The organism is Chryseobacterium urinae, assembly GCF_030518295.1.
Lineage (GTDB): Bacteria > Bacteroidota > Bacteroidia > Flavobacteriales > Weeksellaceae > Chryseobacterium > Chryseobacterium mucoviscidosis.
In genome coordinates, this window is the sequence record NZ_JAULSJ010000012.1 from 78,977 (window position 1) to 98,680 (window position 19,704).

At 32.9% G+C, this 19,704-nt stretch carries 19 protein-coding genes; 13 read left to right on the forward strand and 6 right to left on the reverse strand.

What is annotated here, in order from left to right:
• The 12 genes from QWT87_RS09675 to QWT87_RS09730 all read left to right on the forward strand — a co-directional run bounded on the left by QWT87_RS09675 (position 1) and on the right by QWT87_RS09730 (position 12,602).
• Complete coding sequence (locus QWT87_RS09675) at positions 1-678, forward strand: hypothetical protein (protein WP_050791097.1); 678 nt, start codon at positions 1-3, stop codon at positions 676-678.
• A gap of 11 nt (positions 679-689) precedes the next feature.
• Entirely contained in the window at positions 690-1,499 is an 810-nt protein-coding gene (locus tag QWT87_RS09680) for a hypothetical protein (RefSeq protein WP_002977315.1), read from the forward strand.
• 11 nt (positions 1,500-1,510) lie between these two features.
• The gene (locus QWT87_RS09685; protein ID WP_002977314.1) at positions 1,511-2,683 is read left to right on the forward strand and encodes a hypothetical protein; all 1,173 of its coding nucleotides are present in this window, start codon (positions 1,511-1,513) and stop codon (positions 2,681-2,683) included.
• Positions 2,684-2,685: 2 nt separating this feature from the next.
• The gene (gene traK, locus QWT87_RS09690) at positions 2,686-3,300 is read left to right on the forward strand and encodes a conjugative transposon protein TraK (RefSeq protein ID WP_002977313.1); all 615 of its coding nucleotides are present in this window, start codon (positions 2,686-2,688) and stop codon (positions 3,298-3,300) included.
• Positions 3,300-3,680: a hypothetical protein gene (locus QWT87_RS09695; protein WP_002977312.1), complete on the forward strand. Its 381-nt coding sequence runs from the start codon at positions 3,300-3,302 to the stop codon at positions 3,678-3,680. The genes traK and QWT87_RS09695 overlap by 1 nt, the downstream gene beginning before the upstream one ends.
• Positions 3,677-4,936, forward strand: coding sequence for a conjugative transposon protein TraM (traM, locus tag QWT87_RS09700; RefSeq protein ID WP_002977311.1), 1,260 nt, complete (start codon positions 3,677-3,679; stop codon positions 4,934-4,936). Before QWT87_RS09695 ends, traM begins: the two co-directional genes overlap by 4 nt.
• A 3-nt stretch (positions 4,937-4,939) precedes the next feature.
• Complete coding sequence (gene traN, locus QWT87_RS09705) at positions 4,940-5,830, forward strand: conjugative transposon protein TraN (RefSeq protein ID WP_002977310.1); 891 nt, start codon at positions 4,940-4,942, stop codon at positions 5,828-5,830.
• An 80-nt stretch (positions 5,831-5,910) separates the two neighbouring features.
• Entirely contained in the window at positions 5,911-7,893 is a 1,983-nt protein-coding gene (locus tag QWT87_RS09710; protein WP_002977309.1) for a type IV secretion system DNA-binding domain-containing protein, read from the forward strand.
• A gap of 26 nt (positions 7,894-7,919) precedes the next feature.
• Positions 7,920-8,735: a M23 family metallopeptidase gene (locus tag QWT87_RS09715; protein WP_002977308.1), complete on the forward strand. Its 816-nt coding sequence runs from the start codon at positions 7,920-7,922 to the stop codon at positions 8,733-8,735.
• Positions 8,722-9,903 carry a hypothetical protein gene (locus QWT87_RS09720; RefSeq protein ID WP_002977307.1) on the forward strand — a complete coding sequence of 394 codons (1,182 nt, stop codon included), beginning with the start codon at positions 8,722-8,724 and terminating at the stop codon, positions 9,901-9,903. The genes QWT87_RS09715 and QWT87_RS09720 overlap by 14 nt, the downstream gene beginning before the upstream one ends.
• Positions 9,904-10,890: 987 nt before the next feature.
• The gene (locus QWT87_RS09725; RefSeq protein ID WP_185205013.1) at positions 10,891-11,916 is read left to right on the forward strand and encodes a hypothetical protein; all 1,026 of its coding nucleotides are present in this window, start codon (positions 10,891-10,893) and stop codon (positions 11,914-11,916) included.
• A 5-nt stretch (positions 11,917-11,921) separates the two neighbouring features.
• Positions 11,922-12,602, forward strand: a complete 681-nt coding sequence (locus tag QWT87_RS09730) for a hypothetical protein (RefSeq protein ID WP_002977304.1) — start codon at positions 11,922-11,924, stop codon at positions 12,600-12,602.
• A gap of 654 nt (positions 12,603-13,256) precedes the next feature.
• On the opposite strand, the gene QWT87_RS09735 is transcribed toward QWT87_RS09730, so the two are convergent.
• The 6 genes from QWT87_RS09735 to QWT87_RS09760 all read right to left on the reverse strand — a co-directional run bounded on the left by QWT87_RS09735 (position 13,257) and on the right by QWT87_RS09760 (position 18,563).
• Complete coding sequence (locus QWT87_RS09735) at positions 13,257-14,660, reverse strand: hypothetical protein (protein ID WP_002977303.1); 1,404 nt, start codon at positions 14,658-14,660, stop codon at positions 13,257-13,259.
• A 433-nt stretch (positions 14,661-15,093) separates the two neighbouring features.
• Positions 15,094-15,540 (reverse strand): hypothetical protein, encoded by a 447-nt coding sequence (locus QWT87_RS09740; RefSeq protein WP_002977302.1) that lies wholly within the window; start codon positions 15,538-15,540, stop codon positions 15,094-15,096.
• Between the two features lie 109 nt (positions 15,541-15,649).
• Positions 15,650-16,126 carry a hypothetical protein gene (locus QWT87_RS09745; protein WP_002977301.1) on the reverse strand — a complete coding sequence of 159 codons (477 nt, stop codon included), beginning with the start codon at positions 16,124-16,126 and terminating at the stop codon, positions 15,650-15,652.
• A gap of 362 nt (positions 16,127-16,488) precedes the next feature.
• Complete coding sequence (locus tag QWT87_RS09750) at positions 16,489-17,445, reverse strand: zincin-like metallopeptidase domain-containing protein (protein WP_002977297.1); 957 nt, start codon at positions 17,443-17,445, stop codon at positions 16,489-16,491.
• Positions 17,446-17,704: 259 nt separating this feature from the next.
• Positions 17,705-18,130, reverse strand: a complete 426-nt coding sequence (locus QWT87_RS09755; RefSeq protein WP_002977295.1) for a hypothetical protein — start codon at positions 18,128-18,130, stop codon at positions 17,705-17,707.
• A gap of 73 nt (positions 18,131-18,203) precedes the next feature.
• Complete coding sequence (locus tag QWT87_RS09760) at positions 18,204-18,563, reverse strand: DUF6876 family protein (protein ID WP_002977293.1); 360 nt, start codon at positions 18,561-18,563, stop codon at positions 18,204-18,206.
• A 361-nt stretch (positions 18,564-18,924) separates the two neighbouring features.
• Here QWT87_RS09760 and QWT87_RS09765 point away from each other — a divergent pair, with 361 nt between their 5' ends.
• Positions 18,925-19,638, forward strand: a complete 714-nt coding sequence (locus tag QWT87_RS09765; protein WP_002977288.1) for a hypothetical protein — start codon at positions 18,925-18,927, stop codon at positions 19,636-19,638.
• Positions 19,639-19,704: the final 66 nt, after the last annotated feature.

A 19,704-nucleotide genomic window follows, 5' to 3' on the forward strand; every position in this document is an offset into this window, starting at 1 on the left:
ATGAAAACATTTCTAATTGTATTTTTTCTGCTTTTACTGAATAATGCAAAGTCACAAACCTATTATCAGCTCTATTATAATTTAGAACTGCAGGCTCAGGTAACGGCCAACCAGGCTGCAAGAGTAGCTTCTGAAAAGCTTTACCAAAATTCTTACGAGAAACAAAGAAAAGCTTACGATGATATCAAGGAAAAGGCTGTGCAGGTTGTGGTCATAAAAAATCACATATATAATCAGCTTCGTAATGTCAATTCAGCACTGAAGCAGGGAAAACAGCTTGAAGCCATATACTATGATTTTACCAAACTTATTGGAAACATGGAGAAAATGCTGGAGCTTTCAGCTCAAAAACCTCAGTATGCCGTATTGATTATGAATTATTATTCTAAGCTTTATCTGCATGCGATGAACTCATATGAAAATATAAGCGAATCGGTTCTCAATGAAGAAAATGATTTTCTTATGGACAGCTACGATCGGCAGAAAATTCTTTCAAAAATACAGCATGAGATAAAAATTATGAATGGCTGGACAGTTCACATTATCAATTACCTGAGGAATGCTGAAAAAAAACCATACTTCCGTCATATTGGTGTTTTCAACAGCTGGTATATACGGGACAAAGGTTTAATCCAAAATATTATTAATAATTATAACCAGAATTTAAACGGTTGGTAAAATTATAATCTATGAAAAACATACTATTAATACTATCATTTCTTCCCCTTTTATCTTTCGTAAAGGGACAGACCATAAAAAGAGTTAAGGACAAACACATTGTAGGTCAGGAGAAAAGGCAGGTCTTTTATCAATGGGGAGACTGGCAGCCTGAACCAAAATACTTTTTGGGCATACAGACTAATTATGCCTATGCCATGGTATGGGGCTGGCTGGCTCCAAGTCGAAACCGTGATTACAAAGGCGGAAATGACATCAGACCTTTAGGACTGGCGGGATTGCAAAACCAAAGATATGCAACAACCTTGGTACAGCAGGACAAAACAAGCGATATTCAGGAAGAAGCAAAGACAACATATGAAGAAAACCTGAAAGAATTCTATCATTATTCCAGTGCGACCTCAGGGGCTGATCCTCTTTATCTGCTTTATTATAAAGATGTACTGAACAGTCTGGATAATTTTGACACCGGATCTTCGGCATTATCTCAGTGGGGATTTACTTCTTCGAAAGCCTGGGAACGATTCAATAATTACGGCATCATCGGAGAATGCAGGCGAAAGATCAACGTCATTCAGGACAAATACAAATTTGCTAAAAGTGCAGATATGCCGAGAGGCAAAAGGATTCTTGCCTACCATGACTGCCTTATCGAATGGCGAAAAATGAAAAAATACCTAGCGTACTTAAACCAGCAGGGAGAGAACAGGTTTAGAGCCGAAGTTAAACTTGAAAGTTACAAAACAAAAAATCCCGGAAAGATTACAAAAGAACGGAGAGATGCAGAGATATTCATGGATGTAATGACGGGGCATTTATAGTTAAAAAAATTATGAAACGAAAAAAGATTTTAAAAAGCATTATGAAAATAATGCTTTTATTCATTCCGTGCTTTGCATTCTCACAGGATACACACAGTGATGAATATTACCAGAAAGCAATGGATTTTCTGCAGGGTGAGGGCGTATTGGAAGGCTGGTTTACTGAAAAGTTCCTACCGCTTTACGACAGCTTTATGACCGCAGAATATGGACAATTTATATTATTTGGACAGGCTGTAGCGGGTTTAGGCGCACTACTCTATCTGGGGAATATAGGATGGCAGATGATAGGCGGAGATCGTGAATGGGAAATAGTACCGATGCTAAAACCCTTCGCCATTGGACTGGTTATTGTGAATTGGGTATCATTTGTCGGTATTCTCCGTACTCCTCTAATCAAGCTTCAGGACGTCTCAGAGAGCAGCTTTGTTGAGAGTCAGCAGGAATTGAATTCTTTAAGATGGGTACGTTTTAAAAAACAGCAGCAGGTTGTAGACAGAATTGTTGAAGAGCAAGCTAAAGCACAAGCTGAAATCCAACAACAGGAAGCCGGAGACCAATCTTTAATAGAAGAAGGACTGGATATGGTTGGAGATGGATTAACAAGTCTTATGAGTCCTGTCTATGAACTTTATCTCAGATTACAGGTTGGTTTACAATTAGCCATATCGAGCGCGCTGGAATTGATTGGGTTATGGATACTTCGAATATGTGTCTATGGGATATTTTTTATCCAGCTGATATTTTCGACCATCTTAATTATTATCGGTCCTATACCGGTTGGGTTATCAGTTTTTCCTGCGTTTTCAAGTTTTCTTTCTCAATGGGTTTCCAGATTCATCAATGTCAATCTTTACGGATTTGTGGCATTTATTATTTTAAAAATCGGAACCCTCCTTCAGCTATTTGCCTTTGAGGCAGAAATTGAGAGATATGATCAGATTATCAATACAGACGGCAGTATAAAGAACATGGATTTGCTGCTTACCTATTCTAGCAGTGGGATCATGTCATTTGGATTGGTCATCGTCTGTTTTTTAATTACAGCCGTAGGAATATTATGTGTTCCTACCCTGGCCAATTATATCATTCCGTCGGGCGGTGGTAATACAGGAGCCATGAGTAAGATGAAAAAAGCAGGAATGGCAATAGCCACTAAAGGAGTTTCATTATTAAAAGGATAATTATGGCAGTTGTAAAAAACATTGAAAAAAAAATCAAGATCAATAAAGTAACTTCCATTGGCTGCATAATTTTATCAGTCATCGTCGTTATTGCAGGATTTGTTTTCTCATATAAACAGATAAAAGATGCAAGAAAATCCATCTATATTTTAGATAACGGGGTTCCTGTTTTAGTCAAGCAGACCGATTTGCTCCTAAACAGACCTGTTGAATATAAAGCTCAAGTCGATATGTTTCATTCTTTATTTTTCACACTTTCAGCAGATGACGATTATATAAAATCTCAGACACGAAAAGCATTGTATCTGATCGATGACAGTGGTATGAAGGAGTATATGAATCTGAAGGAAAAGGGATTTTACAACCAGATCATTTCTTCCAATAGTGTGATGACTATAAAAGCAGACAGCATTAAACTCGATGAGCAGAACTTAAAATTTATTTACTATGGCAAACAGACCATTAACCGAAAGACGCAGCTTATCGTCAGAAAATTGATCACTGAAGGTTTTTTGCAAGATCTTCCCCGATCTCCCAATAATCCTCATGGTGTTCTGATCGAAAAATGGAAAACATTAGATAACTCGGACATTTCCGTAAAAGAAAAATTTAGATAATGGAACAGCAAAATAAAATCATCAGTAAAAATCCATCAACCATATGGAAAAGTGTGGAACAATTTGCAGAACGTCAGCCGAAGAGAACATTTTATCTCATGTTTGGATTGATTTTTTTGTCCACCCTATTCTCAATTGGAAGCTTGATTTACATACAAAAAGTTTCCATTCCTGAATACGAAACGATGAAAAAGCAAAATGTCCTAAAGGATGCTGCTACCTCATTCAACTCGCCGTTTACAGAGACAGAAAAAATTCTGGGTATAAGAGAAGCGCTGAAAGAACTTGATTACTATCGGAAAAAAAAGATATTGAGTTCTTCCGATAGTTCGAGAATTAAATACCTCCTCGATAAATACAATATAAATAATTCAAGATGAAAAAACTCAATTTAAAACAACCTAAATATGTTCTTCCCCTCATCGCCCTGCCATTCGTTTTAATGATAGGGTATTTTTATGTTCAATTCACGGAAAACTCAGGAAAAGACAAAAATAAACTGGCTGAGAGTAAAGACATTTCCACCGATTTCGGAAAAGTTGGAGAACGCTCTGAAATTAAAGGAAAGGCCGACGCTTATGCTGATTTCTTTGATAAAAGAACCGATGGAAGAACCATGATTGACGGTTTCGGTGATGAGCATGAAAGTCTTGAAAAATTTGATGATGATCTTTCAGAGCGACAGAAAAGGCATATTGACAGTATGAATTATGTCAGAGAAAAAGAACGTCTGAATAATCTTTCCCGACAGGCCAATCGACAGTCCTACTATAACGCGATGGATGCTAAACAGTCGAAAGAACGTGAGGATGATCAGTACGACAGAAGTATGAAAATGTTAAAAATGCTCAATGGTGACAATAACGGGGTAAACAATTCAGGAAAAGCTGATACTCGGAGTGCTGAAAATTCCGACTGGAAAAAGGATCAGATGACCTTGATGAGAGAGCAGATGATGTTAATGGATAGTATCGAAAAAGCAAACAACCCTGAACTTAAAAATCAAGCCAAAGCCATTGAGAAAATGAAGAAAAATGAGAAAGAGATGGATTTTTTTCTCAATTCTACATTGGATGTAACAAAAGCCTCGAAAAGCACAGAATTCAATTCGATCTTCAGACAACGTGAAAATAACTTTATCAAAGCTGTGATCGACGAAAACATTAAGGGCTTTGCAGGAAGCAGAATAAGGATTCGCCTACTCGAAGATGTATACGTCGGAAATGCAAAAATATCGAAAGGTACTCCCCTTTACGCATTGATCAGTGGATTTTCACTGCAAAGGGTGAACCTTAACATCGTATCGGTAATGCATCAGAACGAGATTCTTCCTATCAGTCTCAATATCTATGATGTTGATGGCATGGAAGGATTGTATGTCCCAAGTTCGGCATTCCGTGAAATGACAAGATCTATGGGAGAAAACATTGTGCAAGGTCAAAATCTTTCCAGTGGTAGCGCTGATTTTTTTACCACGACGCTTAGCTCAGTATATCAATCCACCTCAAAAACAATATCGGACGTAATACGGAAAAACAAGGCAAAAATTAAATACAATTCTTTCGTTTACCTCATTGACAACAAAGAACTTGAAAAAAAGAAAAAGAACATTTATAAGAAAAACACCAATCCATAATCTATGAAAAATTTCATTATTATCCTTATGCTGATGCTTGTTTCTACGGAGACATCCGCTCAGAATACAGTACTATCGAGAGTATATAAAAATAATCTTCCCGAAATCTATATTACAGGTAATGTCAATCTTCATTTCAGGAGCCCCCAGCCTATTCAGTTTGTTGATTTAAGTACGAAACACCTTATAGGCGATCTTCCTACAGAAAATGTTGTAAGAATTAAAATACAACAGTTTGAAGAGGAAAGCCATTCCGCTACCGACAGTATTAGAATAAAAGAGGAAACTCCGATTTATTATTATGATAATCAGGAATTAGGAATTGTTACCATTGTCGGACAATCCTTTATGGCTCAGTACAAGCTGATCTATAAAGTTGACAGCAGTGCGACTATAATGACCAACATTGAAATTTTACCTGAAGACATGCAGGCTCTTGAATATCCGGATTACCAGATGTCCAGTGCCGAACTCAGAAAATATTCGGTGGAGATTATCAGAAAAAAAGAAGCAAATAAAATACGTAGAAACAGAGATTTGGGAATCGAATCGCAGCTTAATAATGTATACGCTTTTGGTGATTATGTATTTCTAGATATTAGTTTTAAAAACAATACAAATCTCATCTATGATATTGACAAACTTAAGTTTTCTATCGATGATAAAAAGGTTTACAAAGCCACGAATGTTCAGTCTATTGAGATAGAGCCTGTATTCCGTCTGTATGACTTAAAGACATTTAAAAAGTCTTACAGAAATATTTTCGTTTTTAAGAAATTCACTTATCCGAATAACAAGGTTCTAAACATCAGGCTGATCGAAAATCAAATCAGCGGCAGAACAATTAATCTGGAGATTAAATACTCAGATATTTTACAGGCTGACACTTTTTAATATTCATTTACATCTAAAGTATAGCAGACAGCTGGGAACTCCTGGCTGTCTGCTTTTTATATAATTCAATTTGAGAAACAATGCAGGAAAGTAAAGAACAACAAAAAATCTACGGATTCTTTCAGAAAGCAGTCTATATGCTGGTTTTGATTGAATGCAGCATTATCTTTTTTGGAGGTACTCAGATTCCGATACTTCCAAAGCTATTGAAATCATTTGCGAAAATGCCATTTCTATTTCCTCCGTACCATGCCAAACTTGCTGAACTTCTGTTAATCATACTAATTGCAATTGGTACAAAGCCAAAAAAAAATCAAGATATTAATATTACAAAATCAATCCTTTTACCAATAGTCGTTGGATTACTGATGATGTTTGGTTCATTGGCATTTATAGATGATACATTTAGAAAAGACATCCCGCAGTTTACTCCCTATTTTAATATCTATCAGGCTGTTTACGCATTACTTTCATTCGTAGGTGTTTTAATAACCCTTTTAGGTGCTGACAACATCAGCAAGATTATGAAAATCAAGCTTGGTAAAGACCGCTGGAACATTGAAGAAGAATCATTCGATCAAAACAAGGAATTAATTACGAATGACTTTTCAATCAACATCCCTTACTTATTTTATTATAACAAACGGATGAATCACGGATGGATTAATATCAATCCATTCAGAGGTACACTTGTAATAGGAACGCCCGGTAGTGGTAAATCTTTTGGAATTATTAATCCGGCGATCAGGCAATTGATTGGCAAAGGATTTTGTCTCTGTATTTATGATTATAAATTTCCAGATTTGGGAAAGATAGCGTACTATCATTATCAATTGAAAAGGCAACATGACGAGAGCTATAAGCACGAGTTTGCGGTAATTAATCTTAATGAAGTTGAAAGATCAAAAAGAGTCAATCCTTTAAGAAAAGAATATCTCGCTACATTAGCAGAAGCTCAGGAAATGGCGGAAGCAATGGTGTCTTCACTTCAAAAAGGTGGTGGGTCAGGAGGTGGAAGTGATCAGTTTTTCACCCAGTCAGCCATCAATTTTCTAGCATCATGCATCGCTTTTCTTGCAAAATATGAAGAGGGCAGATTTTCGACCTTACCGCATCTGCTTTCATTTATGAACCGTGGTTACGAGGAAATTTTCAATACTCTTTTCACCAATATAGAGCTGCATTCTCTATTATCAACTTTTAAATCGGCTTTTGATAACAGGGCTTTCGACCAGCTGGAAGGACAGATCGGAACACTTAAGATATTTCTATCCAGATTGGCAACGAAGGAAAGTTTCTGGGTATTTTCAGGTGATGATGTCAAACTTAAAATTTCTGACAGAAAAAACCCTACAATCATTGTCTTAGCGTCTGATCCCAATACACAGGATATTAATTCTGCATTATATTCTACCATATTAAATAGACTATTAAAACAGATTAATTCCAAAGGCAATTTACCAAGCGGAATTATTGCCGACGAGCTGCCGACTATTTATATACATAAGATAGATAATTTAATTGCTACTGCAAGAAGCAATAAAGTAGCTGTACTCCTTGGACTGCAGGAAATTCCCCAGTTCCGCCAATTTTATAAAAAAGAAGTTGCAGACACGATTACAGCAATCATCGGAAATATTCTCAGTGGCAGTGCTCGAGATAAAAGTACACTGGATTGGCTTGAAAAAGTATTTGGCAAAGTAAAACAAAAAAGCCAGTCTATGTCAATCAATAATAATCAAACGACCATTTCAATTCAGGAAAAGATGGATAACCTCATTCCTGCCGGTAAAATAGCAGGATTAAAAACGGGAGAAATGGTGGGTATTATCGCAGGTGATGAAAATAATCAAACTGAAGAATATAAAACTTCGGCCATACACGGCAGAATCAATCTTGATATGAAAAGTATCGAGGATGAGGAAGCTAACTATATTGAAATGCCCGTGTATTATAACTTTAAAGACAAGTCAGGAAAAAATGATAAAGAGAAAATCCTGATGTCGAACTTTCTACGAATCAACAGAGAAGTAGAGTTGATCATTAAGGACTTCAATCCGTAACTCTAACAACATAAAATTTAAAAAAAATGAAAAAAACAGTAATACTGATGCATTTGTTAATTTTTTCAAATTTCCTACCTCAATTTAATACGGCTTCCTATAAAGGAAAACTCAATACTATTCGATTGAACTCCTCTTTACAAAATCAATTCACCACCAGCTTTTTGTCTTACCATATTGCAGGGAAGTTGAATAAAAAATATTTTGAGAAGAGTAAAGATTCATTGAATAATGCAGCAAATGAAACTGAGCAAACAACTACTCCACAAGCCAATTCAATTAAAAAAGATGATGATATTCAAGCGACGTCGGAAGACGATTCATTGTCAGAGAATCATCCATCCGAAAAAAAATACAGAAATAAAAAACTTTCATTATTAGAATACGAAAAATACCCAACTGAAGAACTACAGATTATTTATATGCCTTTAGAAAAAATGAAGATCACCTCGAATTTCGGGCATCGCTTTCATCCCATCGATAAAATTGAAAAATTTCATGCCGGTGTTGACCTGCGGGCTAACAGCGATTATGTATTTGCAGTATTGGATGGAATCATTAGTGATACAGGTTACAGTAATGGTGCAGGAAATTACATCAAAGTACAGCACGGCGATTTTGAGACCATATATCTGCATCTGCAAAAAACTTTTTTTTCATTGGGCGACTTCGTCTATGCCGGTGATATTATCGCTATAAGTGGTAATAGCGGGAAAAGCACTGCACCGCATCTGCATTTTTCAGTGAAAGAAAGAGGAAAATATATAGATCCGGTTCATTTCTTAAATGACTTAATAAAAACAAACAACGCAATTTCAGATTACAATTATGGAAAATACTAGCACCTTACTTACAGATGAACTTAGAAAGTTCGGAATCATGAATCAGCAGGATCATTTTTCCGAGAAACTCTCAAAAAAAGAAATTGATGATTTTCTTAAAGGAGGAATTCTCATTGCCGAAAATGATAAAAACAGGCTCACTTTTAAAATAAATGACGATAAGCTTGATGTCAATGTTTATAATAAAGATATAGTCAATCACAAAGACCTTTCAACTGCCGAACTTTTTGAAATTTCTTCAAGCAATAGAAATCTTTACAAAGTGATGGCTGACTATGGAAACATCACTCATATTGGAACAGGGTACTTTAATAAGAACCCGGAAAACGAAATGACCACATTTGTTGAAATAGAAAACGAAAGGGGAAAAACAATCTTTTTCGGAAACAAGCTTGAAGATAGTCTTAAAGATTTTAAAGTTGGAGATAAAATTCAGATTATTCAGACCGGTGTTGAAAAAACGGTTCTTAAAATAGATGATGCTGATGAAAAGGAACTCGCAAAATTTGATAATGTTTTTATAATAAACCCGTTCAAAGAAAAAAATAAGCAGTTCCAGTCCAGGATTTTTGAATTGGATAAAAAAGACAATACGATAAAAGATGTGGATACAACAAAATACGAGCTCAAAAATGTTAACGGTCACAATATCTCAGAAAAACAGCTTCAGCAATTACGAAAAGGTAAAGAGCTTAAGTTAGATGATGAAACCACCATACAGATAAGTCCGGCATCAAAAAATGAGGCTAAATTGAGCGCAAGTTCAAAATCACTCCTGATACTATCCCTTGCGACGGATGGCGGTCTTAGTTTCTTGATCATAAAAGGCATTCAGAAGCTTGCTAGAATGCAGGAAGAAAATCAACTACAAAAAGAAAGTATAAGATATCAGGTCGAGCTTCAAAAACTAAAAGCACACCTGAAATCGAAATCAGAGCAATATCCTGATAATAAAAATATCATAACTGACCTTAATATTGTCAGCAAAGAAATCTCTGCTTCTCAATCCTCTTTAAATGAAAATACTAATAAGGAAAAAGAAAAGAGCAATATTAATCTTCAGGTTAACGATCCAGATATGTATCAAGATGCTAATCAAAAGAAAGAGGAAGAGAAACGAGATGCAGAAGAAGCATCAAGGTCAACATCTCATTCCAGAGGACGGTAATAATGATAATTATCATGCTCCTAAGCTTAGAAACGCTAAAGATATTTCAGGGAAAAATCAGTGAAAATGGAAATCTCTACTTTTTAGGATTCAGAAAGAATAGCTGGACTATTATTTACAGAGATGGCTCATCACTAGAGACAAAGTCTTTTTACCAGATTATAAATCATTTTGGTGATTTGATCATCCATAATATATACTGTTTCAGATACATTTTGGAAGCAATGCTTTTTTTACAAAATAAACATTGTGATTATCTAAGGAATTCGCTAATTATCATTACCGCGTCAAAAAATAAAAAAGAAATAAAATCCTTTTTATTTAGACGATACATTCAGAAAAATCTTGTCGTACCAAAGATTCATTTATTTCATTCACTGCGAAATTTTGAATTAACTGTACTCTATCTTGAACTTTTAGATAAAGGAGTTGTCTCTGAAACCATTCAGCTAAAAGGTCAAAATTATCTAAAGATAAAGTATAAATCAATTCAGATTATACTTGATACAGAACAGCAGACGAAAAGTAAAATTTTGTTTCTGTTAGGTATAAATGATAAGATCTTTAAAATTCGCAATTATGATCTATCACATTTAATGAGTGATAGAAATCTCTATTGGTAACCTCACATCCAAATATATAGCAATAATGAAAAGCGATGACGCATTAAAATCAGAAGTTGAGATTATATCTGAATACTTTAGAAATACAAACAACAGTATTTGGTTAAAAGAAGGGCTCCGTGGTTCAATCTCAAGTGAAATTGACAGCTATAACTCTCTTATAGAAAATCTTCAAAACAAGAGAAAAATGTTTTCCGGAATTGATCTAACTATTTCACCTTTTAATTCCTCAGGAGCAGACTTCAAAATAATTATAAAAAATGACAGCGAAAGACTGCAGCTACTCTCGGGATTGCTAAATTTTCGATCCAAGCAAATAAATGATTTAGATAACAAATTACATAACAATCATAATATTAACAACATGGAAAATAATGTATTTCAATCCAAAAAAGCCGATTTAGAAGTAAAAATCGAACTGCCCAATCAAGAGAAACCGTTTTTTGAAAAAATGTCCACTCCTAATAATTTGGTTAATATGCTGCAAAAAGCGGGGCAGAAATTAAATCCAAATGAGACACTACGCGTTAATTTGAACGGTACTTCATTAGTGCTCACCAAAGAACAAACCGAGAAGCCAGAAATTCTTCAAAACCTGGAAACAGAATACAATAAAGTTAACAGGCTAAAAAACGGGCATCCTGAAGAAAATAGAAATCTACAAGATTTAAAAGATCAGATCAAGTATTTAGGTTTTGGCGAAGAACAAAAAGTTCATACGGAACTGGCTGATAATTTAGCTTCAGATAAAAAAGAATTTATCATCAATATTTCTTCAGATAAAGCATCTTTCAAAAACAATGAAATCAATTTTGAGCTGAAATTTCAAAAATCTGAAAAAAATGAAAACTTCTACTTAAACTCTTTCCTTGCAAATCTTAAGAACAATGAGAAGGATGTCAACTTAAACCATACATTTTCCGCTAATGGAAACTTTACGGCTAAAGAAGCGATCAATCTTTTAGAAGGCAGATCTGTTAAAACGGAGATTTATAATAAACATTTGGATGCAAAAGAGGATGCTTTTGTAAAGCTACAATTGAATGAAGAAAAGAATGAAAAAGGAAATTTCAAGCTTCAGGTTTTTAATAAAAACTACGGAATTGACATTGAAAAGATCATTGATAAAGCAAAACTTCATTTTGATAACGATAAGCACAGAGAAATTACCACCAAATCACTTGAAAAAGGCAATATTGTTTCGGTAAAATTTTCAGATCTGAAAAATAATATAGTCGAAGGAAAAGCAATTCTCAACCCCCAATACAAGATGCTGAATCTGTATGATAATAAGATGAAAAGATTCAACTCTAATGAGCAGGCCTTTCAAAAGGATAATTCGGAAACTAATGAGGTAAAGAATCAGCAGAGCCATTCCCGAAAAATTTAATATCTATGAGAGTTTTTGCTTTATTATTCTTTTGTTTATTTCTAGTTTCTTGTAATAAGGGAAAAAAAATTCAAAGTAAAAGAGGTGGAATTGATATAGTCACGAATATTTATTACAGTGCTTCAAAAGGTCTTGAAGAGCACCAACAGATCATTTTGTCCAAAATGAACTACCAGGATAAGGACTTAATAGAATTAGTCCCCAATATTCAAATTCCAGAAATAATTGACAGTGTATATTATATCCGTGATTCATTATATTTCAGCATTGGAAATACTTTACAGTCAAAATCTTTGATTTTTAAAGATCAAAAATTTGAAAATGGTAGAAATGTCAAAAATAAAAGGTACGGAGCAATGTGGATTGACTTACCTATATCCAACTATCAGCAACGGAAAAATCTAAATGACACTGTACTTTATGGAAAAAAACACTTTAAAAGATTCCAAATTATAAGTAGAGAGACCTACAGTATTTTCTATCTAAATAAAACCGATACTATTCTACCCTATTCTCTTAATCCGCTTGCTGACAAGGACTATGGAGGACGGCTTGAAAGAATTGACAGCTATGATAAAAAAAGAGATTTATTCACAACAATCGTATTGCTGCCTAGGAAACGATGGGATAAAGAAGCTGCGGATATTTTTGAATATAATCATCAAACAAATATTGATTCCAAATAAAAAATCCCAAGCCAAATTGGCTTGGGATTTTTTATTTGATTGAAGTACGTTTTTTTGAAAGTTTAATCAACACTTGATCTGAATCTTTAATTTCAATTAATTGCTCTTCTATAAATAAAAACACATTTTTATCCAAAATAAAAATATCAAAAACAGTGTATCGCTGTTTTGAAAAAAATTTCCCCGTCAAAATAATGCAATTATTATACTTGACTGGAGGAGAAAGCTTAAGAGTAACTTTTGATTTGTTTGTCTTAGCGTAGAAGACAATAAATTTTCTTTTTTCGCTGTACTCAAGAACAAAATAATGTTTGTTATTTAGAACTTTTAGTGAAGTTAAGTAAAATAGGTTTTGAGCATCAATTTCGATCTCTTTTTTTTGATCATGACTATAAATTACGTTATTAAATATTTAAAAAATCAAATAATTTAGTGATAAATATTGCTTCGACAATACAAAGAAAAAGTTTTAAACAAAAAAATCCCCAAGAAGATGGGGATAAAAACTAATAACCATGAAAACTCAAATTAAACTTGAGAATCGCGGCAAAGGTATAAAATATCAGATGATACTTTGTCTCAGGACAATACAATGGCTCTATCCAATCAATTCTAATTATCAATGGAAGCTCCCACTAAATATTTAAAAGCTCACTAATTATATTGATTACCTTCTAAATTTTCTATATCATCTTCCCAGTGAGGTCTATTAAAGCCACTTACTGAATCAGCCAAAAGCAAATCATTTTTTAGAACAGGATAATGGCTTTGTTTATAAAAACAGGTAGTTTCAGCCCAATCAAAATTATTACTGGAAGCAAGCAGCTGAATACTATTACAATGTATCGCTCGGATATCTTTTTCTTTATAATCAAATCCCTGTATTATTTCCTCCGACTTCAAAAATCTTTTTCTTTCTACATATGGTCCGTCCAAATTTTCATAGCCGATATGAATAATTCCTGGACCATCAAGTGGTATTTGATCTACTGCTTTTACAAGAAGTCGTTTTACGTCCTTTGCTTTCATATTTATAGAATGTTCGGAGACACTTGTCCATTTAAGAATACTTATACTTCCTACTTTGTCAATGTAAAGATTTAGAATATCAAAATTTTTATCCTTACCCAATTTATATAGTTCATCGTGGTTAAATACGGTCACATAATTACCCCCACTTTCATATTTTCCAATGCAAACCTCAATTAATTCCGGTGAATTGTTTCTAATATCTCTTTCTTTTAATTCTCTATTTATAGAAGCCAAGTTCAACGGTCTAAATGAAATTTCAATTTCAGAAGTTTGAATTTGTGCTCTTTTATCTCCACTATGAATTTTAAGATATTCATTAAAACAATCAACTAAAATATTTTCGCCTGTCTCTGAAACTGGAACCTTAAAAATAATATCAATGGAATACGACAATTTATATTCTTGCAAAATGGCAGTCAATCGTAAAGATCTGTTTTGCCATTCTGACCTTTCGCTTTCAGAATAATCCGGAACTTTCTGCATTCTTTTACATTCAACCCAATATTGTTGTCCATCTTTTCTAATCTGCAAGTCCGGAGATTTATAATAAGTGCTTTCAGGTATAAAGGATACTTTCCATCCATTTTTACAATATAAATTTGCAACTGCCAGTTCAAAAAAAATGGTATCAGGGTGATTCTTTTTTTCGTTCAATAATTCCTCAATCTTTTTCTCTATCCCATCAATCTCAAGAAGTGTTGAAAGATTCTTCCCTATCATCGAAAAAAACGGAAATATACGAGCGGATTGTAGAGCGTCACCAGATAAAGGTCTTTCAAAGATACTTTCTACCAGATACATATACCATGCAATCCAGTCATCATAAAAAGCAATTGGCATGACGAGTTTGCCATCTTTACTTTCCGCTTTTTTAAATCCATACTGAATAGCTTCAACCTCACGAAAATATGATACAACTTTGTCTCGTCTTTTCAACCATCTTTCATCTCCCATTCTCGACACAAAAAAATTCAATGCTTTTTTTGCATCTATCGCCCAAGGTTCTTTTATGTAAATATTCACCATTTTAAGTAATTACTATTTTATATCTAATATACTTTAAATTTGAAAATGATTGAGATCATTCTGAATGAGCATTTAAAATATGATTAATTGAGTATTTTAAGTTAAAATTTCAACGAGTTCCGAGTTAGTAATAATCCTTTTGAAAAAAGGCAAGATACTCTTTTGTAGGCTCATTTTATATAAATGGACGTCCAAAAGGACATCTTGCACCACAAAAAAAACAAATTATTTTTACAATATCATCTTCAAAAGCCATTTTTTAAAAGTTGAAATCAACATTTGCAATAATGTGTAAACCTACAATTGAACAATTATATAAATATATATTGACAGTATTATTGAATTATATAAACATATAATTCAACAATTCAATAAATACATACTACCGTATTTATACAATTATATATTTAAATTGATGTAGAAATATAGAATGTTATAATTCAACAGAAAAAAATTCCAAAGGAGTTTTGCTGACAAAAGAAACAAGAAATTCAAAAAAAGCGGAAATAGAATAGCTTGAAGAATCAGATTTTTCATTGATGTAATAAGTGTGCATCAATTCATAATAAAGATCAGAATATTTTAGTGGAAGTAGAAAATTGATACTTTCCAATATTCTTTCTTCTTTTGTATTTTCAATCTTAGTTCCTCTCTTTTTATAAAAAACAAGATACTGCTCATTAGGAGCGGTAACCTTATGATATTTTTGCTGAAAACTCTTTTGAACATTCAGTAATGTGACACATAAATAATGTCTATAGGAAAATAGGGATAACAGGTCGTTATCCTTGTAATAAGTAAAACTGCAAATCTTAAAATTGTCCACTAAAGACTTATCGGTTTTTACCAATAAGTTTTTGGTTGCTTTTTTTGCGCACATAGAATGCTTATTTATTAGCCAACTTGCCGATTCAACGACAACAAATTATTACAAATGTAAAACTAAAACCGAAAAATATAAATCATATTTTTACGGCTTTACAAATTATTTAAAGCACAATAGACAATTTTATTTTGTCTTTTTTAAGTTTCTGAACCATTTCAACAGCTTTCTGTCGTTGGAAAACATAATATGCCAACTCTTTTGAAGGGCTGAAAAGGGGTAATTTTCCATTATAAATTCTTATAAACTTGGAATAATACAATCCTTCGTCAGAGGTAAAAATATATATTTTCCTGTGAGAAGCATAATTAATCCAGTCCGCTAATTTATCTTTCAAAATAGCCGGGTCATTTTTAAGTTTAATGGTAAATGATTCATTTCCTTCAAAAGAATCATCTTTAAAAATAAGATTAAAATTACTGACATAGCAGCTTAAAACAATATTGTTTTCAGTTACCATTAAGGGATTATTGATATCTCCCAGTAAATCAATGGTAACATCATTTGCTTTAAAGAACTGTTTTATTAGAAAATTCCTTCTTGCAATGTCCGTAAATAAATTGTGATTTGTACTCTCTTCCATTTCATTGTTATCAGAATTAAACAAATATACTATTTTTTACCTATTAAACCAATTTAAAATATTTTACCTATTATTTCAAAAATATTTTTATATTTACATATTCTTATTAATCAGAATTAATAATGAAAAGAATAATAAAATTTGTGGTGTACGGAGCAATAGCGTTTTACATATTTCTGTTTGCGTTTATAGGTAATACCACTGACAATAATAATGCAAGAAAAATATCTCTAACTTTAGTTATTATCGTCGTTGGCTGGAATGTCTTGAAGAATCCTTTAAAAAGATTCTTTAGGAAAATATTTAATAATAATTCTTGACGATAATAGAAAAGGCTGCCCTATGGCAGCCTTATTATTTTATCAAAGTTGTTCAAGAAATTTCTTTGCTTTTTTAGATGATGCAAATGCTTTCTTGATATTTTCCTCACGCTTAGATGTATTTTTGACAGACCAGCTTTTAAGATATCTTACGGAATTGATAAACTCCTTAGTAATTCCAAATTGGAGGCAGATTAGCATACTACCCATTTCTGCAATAAGTTCTTCAAAAGAGTAACTTGTTAAATCTGAATGACCTTTTAATTCTCTTTTTAATCTGCTTTCGTGACCAGTCCAGTGAATGATCTCGTGAAATAATGTAGAATAATATTTATCTTCAGATATAAAATATTTCTTTTCTGGAATTGAAATTATATCTGTTAAAGGCGTATAATAAGCTGTACTAGAAAGAGTTTGCCTAACTGTTAGATTACCGTTAGTAATAATTGAATTGATAAATTCTTCACTATTACATTGTTCCTGAAAATCCAGTACTAGATTTTCCTCTTCAATGACAGTATCAATATTTAGATCGGCTATATTTTCAATCAGTTCAGCATTAAAAACGGTATAATTCTTTAAACAGCTGATCTTATTAATATTTTCTCTTTCATTCACCGACATTTCTAATACTTGTTCTCTGCTATAGATTTTACCCGTCTCTCTATGTTTGTAGATGAAGCTAAAAAATTCAATGATTGTACCTTTTGCTCCTTTTTTTAGTCTGCCACCGGCTTTCGAAATAGAGTTGAATGTCGCATAATCGGCGGTTTGGAAATTATTGATTAAAGCATCAATATAAAGAGCTACTGTGTTAAAGCCTTGATATTGCTTTTTTGTAAAAAGATTTTTCGGCATTTGAAATTGCACATCAGCATAATGTTCCCAGTCCTGCGGATTAACTTTATCAAGGTTTTCGAGTATTTTTAAAATGAATCTATCTTCATTTTTTTCTTGTGAAGAATCTTTTGAATTACTTTTTTTTGTGAATGTTTTCATAATACTTTATTTAATATTCTGACTTTTCTATTGTTTTATGTGCATTCCAAAAGAAATCTGTCATTCAATAAAACCGGAATGAAAGAATGTAATGAAGGCTTTGAAATCTTTTTGTTCGAAGAATTCAGGAGTGTCTGAAATTATAGCTATGCTGTAATTATAGAGACCCAAAAAGATTTTTTGATTGGAGGATGGATTTCTAATTTCGCATAAGAAAACCGAGAAAGTCAGAATATAAAGGATTAGAAAACAATTAAAATTATTCAATCCTTATTGATAATAATCTTTGAAGATGCTGTGATTTTTTCAAATCGACATATTTGATAAATTCAGGTGTCTTTTTGAACTTCTGAAGTGCTCTGATAAACTTGAAATCTGATTCAATTACACTTGAGACTTTTATACAGGCAGTTCCAATATCTCCAAAGCAGTTGCCTATTCCAAATAAGAGAGAATAGTAAGTTTCTGTAGTAAGCGGTCGGTCATAATGGGCTAGTATCTTTTTACCTTCTTCATCTTCATTTAAAAATCTAAGTTCTTCATTGAACATTGCCTGTGTAAAGAAAACACCATAGTCAACGCCATTGAAATTTTCATAGTTCAAATCAAAGTTTTCTTTCAGAAAGTTATTTACTTCCTCAGCTAATTGAGCTTCTTTTAAATATATAATTGAATAAGTTCCCATAAAATTTATAAGTATTCTTAAGTTTGGAATTTGATAAAACGATTACCTATACATCGTGAGGTTTTCATATTATTTAGTGTTCGCTTGGAAGTAATAGTACATTACCCTCTTTCCAGATGGTAAATTCTTCAAAAAAGAAGTCAGAGAATGGAATAATGGCTGACATTAACTGATTTTCATTTCCGTCAGATGCAGAAAGACTAAACTGCTCATCCTTGATTCTTTTAATCGTCCATACTTGAAAATCTTCACTTTGAAATTTTTGAGAAGTCTGATAAGATGCTATACAGTCCAGAAACCAGTAGCACTCTTCTTCATATGCCACATTTTTGACTCCGTCAGTCAATAATATTCCAAAGATGTAGGAATAGTACTGCTCAGTTCCTGTAAACTGATTGTAAAAATCATTAGCTGAGATTTTGGGATTTTTCATAATTGCCAATTTTTTTGGGTTAATATTTAAATTGTTGAGAGCAGTTGATATTTTAACAGCATTGTTTTATAATCTACTTTCTCCCTGTTTTTCATTGCTTCTGACGAAAGAAATTCAGATTCAATACAAAACCGCAATGAAGTATGTAATGGAGGCTATGAAATATTTTTGTCCTTCGGATTTAGGAGTATCTGAAAAAAATGGCGCAGCATTTTATTTAGAAACCCAAAAAGATTTTTTTGTACAGAAACTGTATTTATAGTTTTGCAAACCGAAAACACGGAACATTTAGATTATAGCAGGTTTAAGAGAACTATTATCTATACAACAACAGCTGGATATTTACTATATTTGGTAGCATATGTGGATAAAAGAAAAACCTCAGCAATTATTGGATTCAGGAAGTACAACAGCCAATTTTTTATACAAAAAAGGAAAGGTTTATGTGATGGATAATCATCTATGTGCAGCGTGGTGCTGGTTACAGGAAACAGATATCACTAAATCATACGACTTCTATCATATTGACAGACATAATGACCTATTATACCCTATTCCATCTATCAAGGAAGATTTATTAAATGATAATGTTGATCTTGAAAAAATTACATTTGAAGAATATGTTGAACTTAATGAAAATCATCCGGAGGAACTCAATATAAAAGCTCCGTTGTTCCGCTGGGATAATTATATATTAAATCTAAATGAAGTATATCCGAATTTCTTTGGAACTACACATTTTATAACCAAAGAGCCATATCCGGAAAATGAATTTATAGATTGGGAGTATAAGATAGAAGACTTTCTTAACAGCTTACATCATTGGCTGAAAGATTCCAAAAATGGCGGTATAGTAAATTTGGATATAGATTTCTTTTATTCTAACAGTAAAGGCTATTATCAGATTTATTCTGATGAATTGATCAGAAAAGTCGGGAATGTATTAGTTGAAAATATGGATAAGATAGATGTCATTACAATTGCATTAAGCCCTGAATGCTGTGGAGGTTGGGAAAATGCCTTTAAAACAATGAAAATTCTTGACGAAGTACTCGATTTAGGTATGGAAATGTAATAACTCTTAGTTGCAACAACTCTATATTTTTTTGATAACAAAATCAAGATTAAAAGTAGTTTAGAA

What these genes read in the sequence shown, in the direction of transcription:
- traK (WP_002977313.1), top strand. Translation starts at nt 2,686, where the DNA reads ATGGCAGTTGTAAAAAACATTGAAAAAAAAATCAAGATCAATAAAGTA.
- QWT87_RS09760 (WP_002977293.1), bottom strand. Translation starts at nt 18,563, where the DNA reads ATGAAAAATCCCAAAATCTCAGCTAATGATTTTTACAATCAGTTTACA.
- QWT87_RS09735 (WP_002977303.1), bottom strand. Translation starts at nt 14,660, where the DNA reads ATGGTGAATATTTACATAAAAGAACCTTGGGCGATAGATGCAAAAAAA.
- QWT87_RS09675 (WP_050791097.1), top strand. Translation starts at nt 1, where the DNA reads ATGAAAACATTTCTAATTGTATTTTTTCTGCTTTTACTGAATAATGCA.
- QWT87_RS09710 (WP_002977309.1), top strand. Translation starts at nt 5,911, where the DNA reads ATGCAGGAAAGTAAAGAACAACAAAAAATCTACGGATTCTTTCAGAAA.
- traN (WP_002977310.1), top strand. Translation starts at nt 4,940, where the DNA reads ATGAAAAATTTCATTATTATCCTTATGCTGATGCTTGTTTCTACGGAG.
- QWT87_RS09750 (WP_002977297.1), bottom strand. Translation starts at nt 17,445, where the DNA reads ATGAAAACATTCACAAAAAAAAGTAATTCAAAAGATTCTTCACAAGAA.
- QWT87_RS09745 (WP_002977301.1), bottom strand. Translation starts at nt 16,126, where the DNA reads ATGGAAGAGAGTACAAATCACAATTTATTTACGGACATTGCAAGAAGG.
- QWT87_RS09695 (WP_002977312.1), top strand. Translation starts at nt 3,300, where the DNA reads ATGGAACAGCAAAATAAAATCATCAGTAAAAATCCATCAACCATATGG.
- QWT87_RS09755 (WP_002977295.1), bottom strand. Translation starts at nt 18,130, where the DNA reads ATGGGAACTTATTCAATTATATATTTAAAAGAAGCTCAATTAGCTGAG.
- traM (WP_002977311.1), top strand. Translation starts at nt 3,677, where the DNA reads ATGAAAAAACTCAATTTAAAACAACCTAAATATGTTCTTCCCCTCATC.
- QWT87_RS09715 (WP_002977308.1), top strand. Translation starts at nt 7,920, where the DNA reads ATGAAAAAAACAGTAATACTGATGCATTTGTTAATTTTTTCAAATTTC.
- QWT87_RS09730 (WP_002977304.1), top strand. Translation starts at nt 11,922, where the DNA reads ATGAGAGTTTTTGCTTTATTATTCTTTTGTTTATTTCTAGTTTCTTGT.
- QWT87_RS09680 (WP_002977315.1), top strand. Translation starts at nt 690, where the DNA reads ATGAAAAACATACTATTAATACTATCATTTCTTCCCCTTTTATCTTTC.
- QWT87_RS09765 (WP_002977288.1), top strand. Translation starts at nt 18,925, where the DNA reads ATGTGGATAAAAGAAAAACCTCAGCAATTATTGGATTCAGGAAGTACA.
- QWT87_RS09725 (WP_185205013.1), top strand. Translation starts at nt 10,891, where the DNA reads ATGGAAAATAATGTATTTCAATCCAAAAAAGCCGATTTAGAAGTAAAA.
- QWT87_RS09720 (WP_002977307.1), top strand. Translation starts at nt 8,722, where the DNA reads ATGGAAAATACTAGCACCTTACTTACAGATGAACTTAGAAAGTTCGGA.
- QWT87_RS09740 (WP_002977302.1), bottom strand. Translation starts at nt 15,540, where the DNA reads ATGTGCGCAAAAAAAGCAACCAAAAACTTATTGGTAAAAACCGATAAG.
- QWT87_RS09685 (WP_002977314.1), top strand. Translation starts at nt 1,511, where the DNA reads ATGAAACGAAAAAAGATTTTAAAAAGCATTATGAAAATAATGCTTTTA.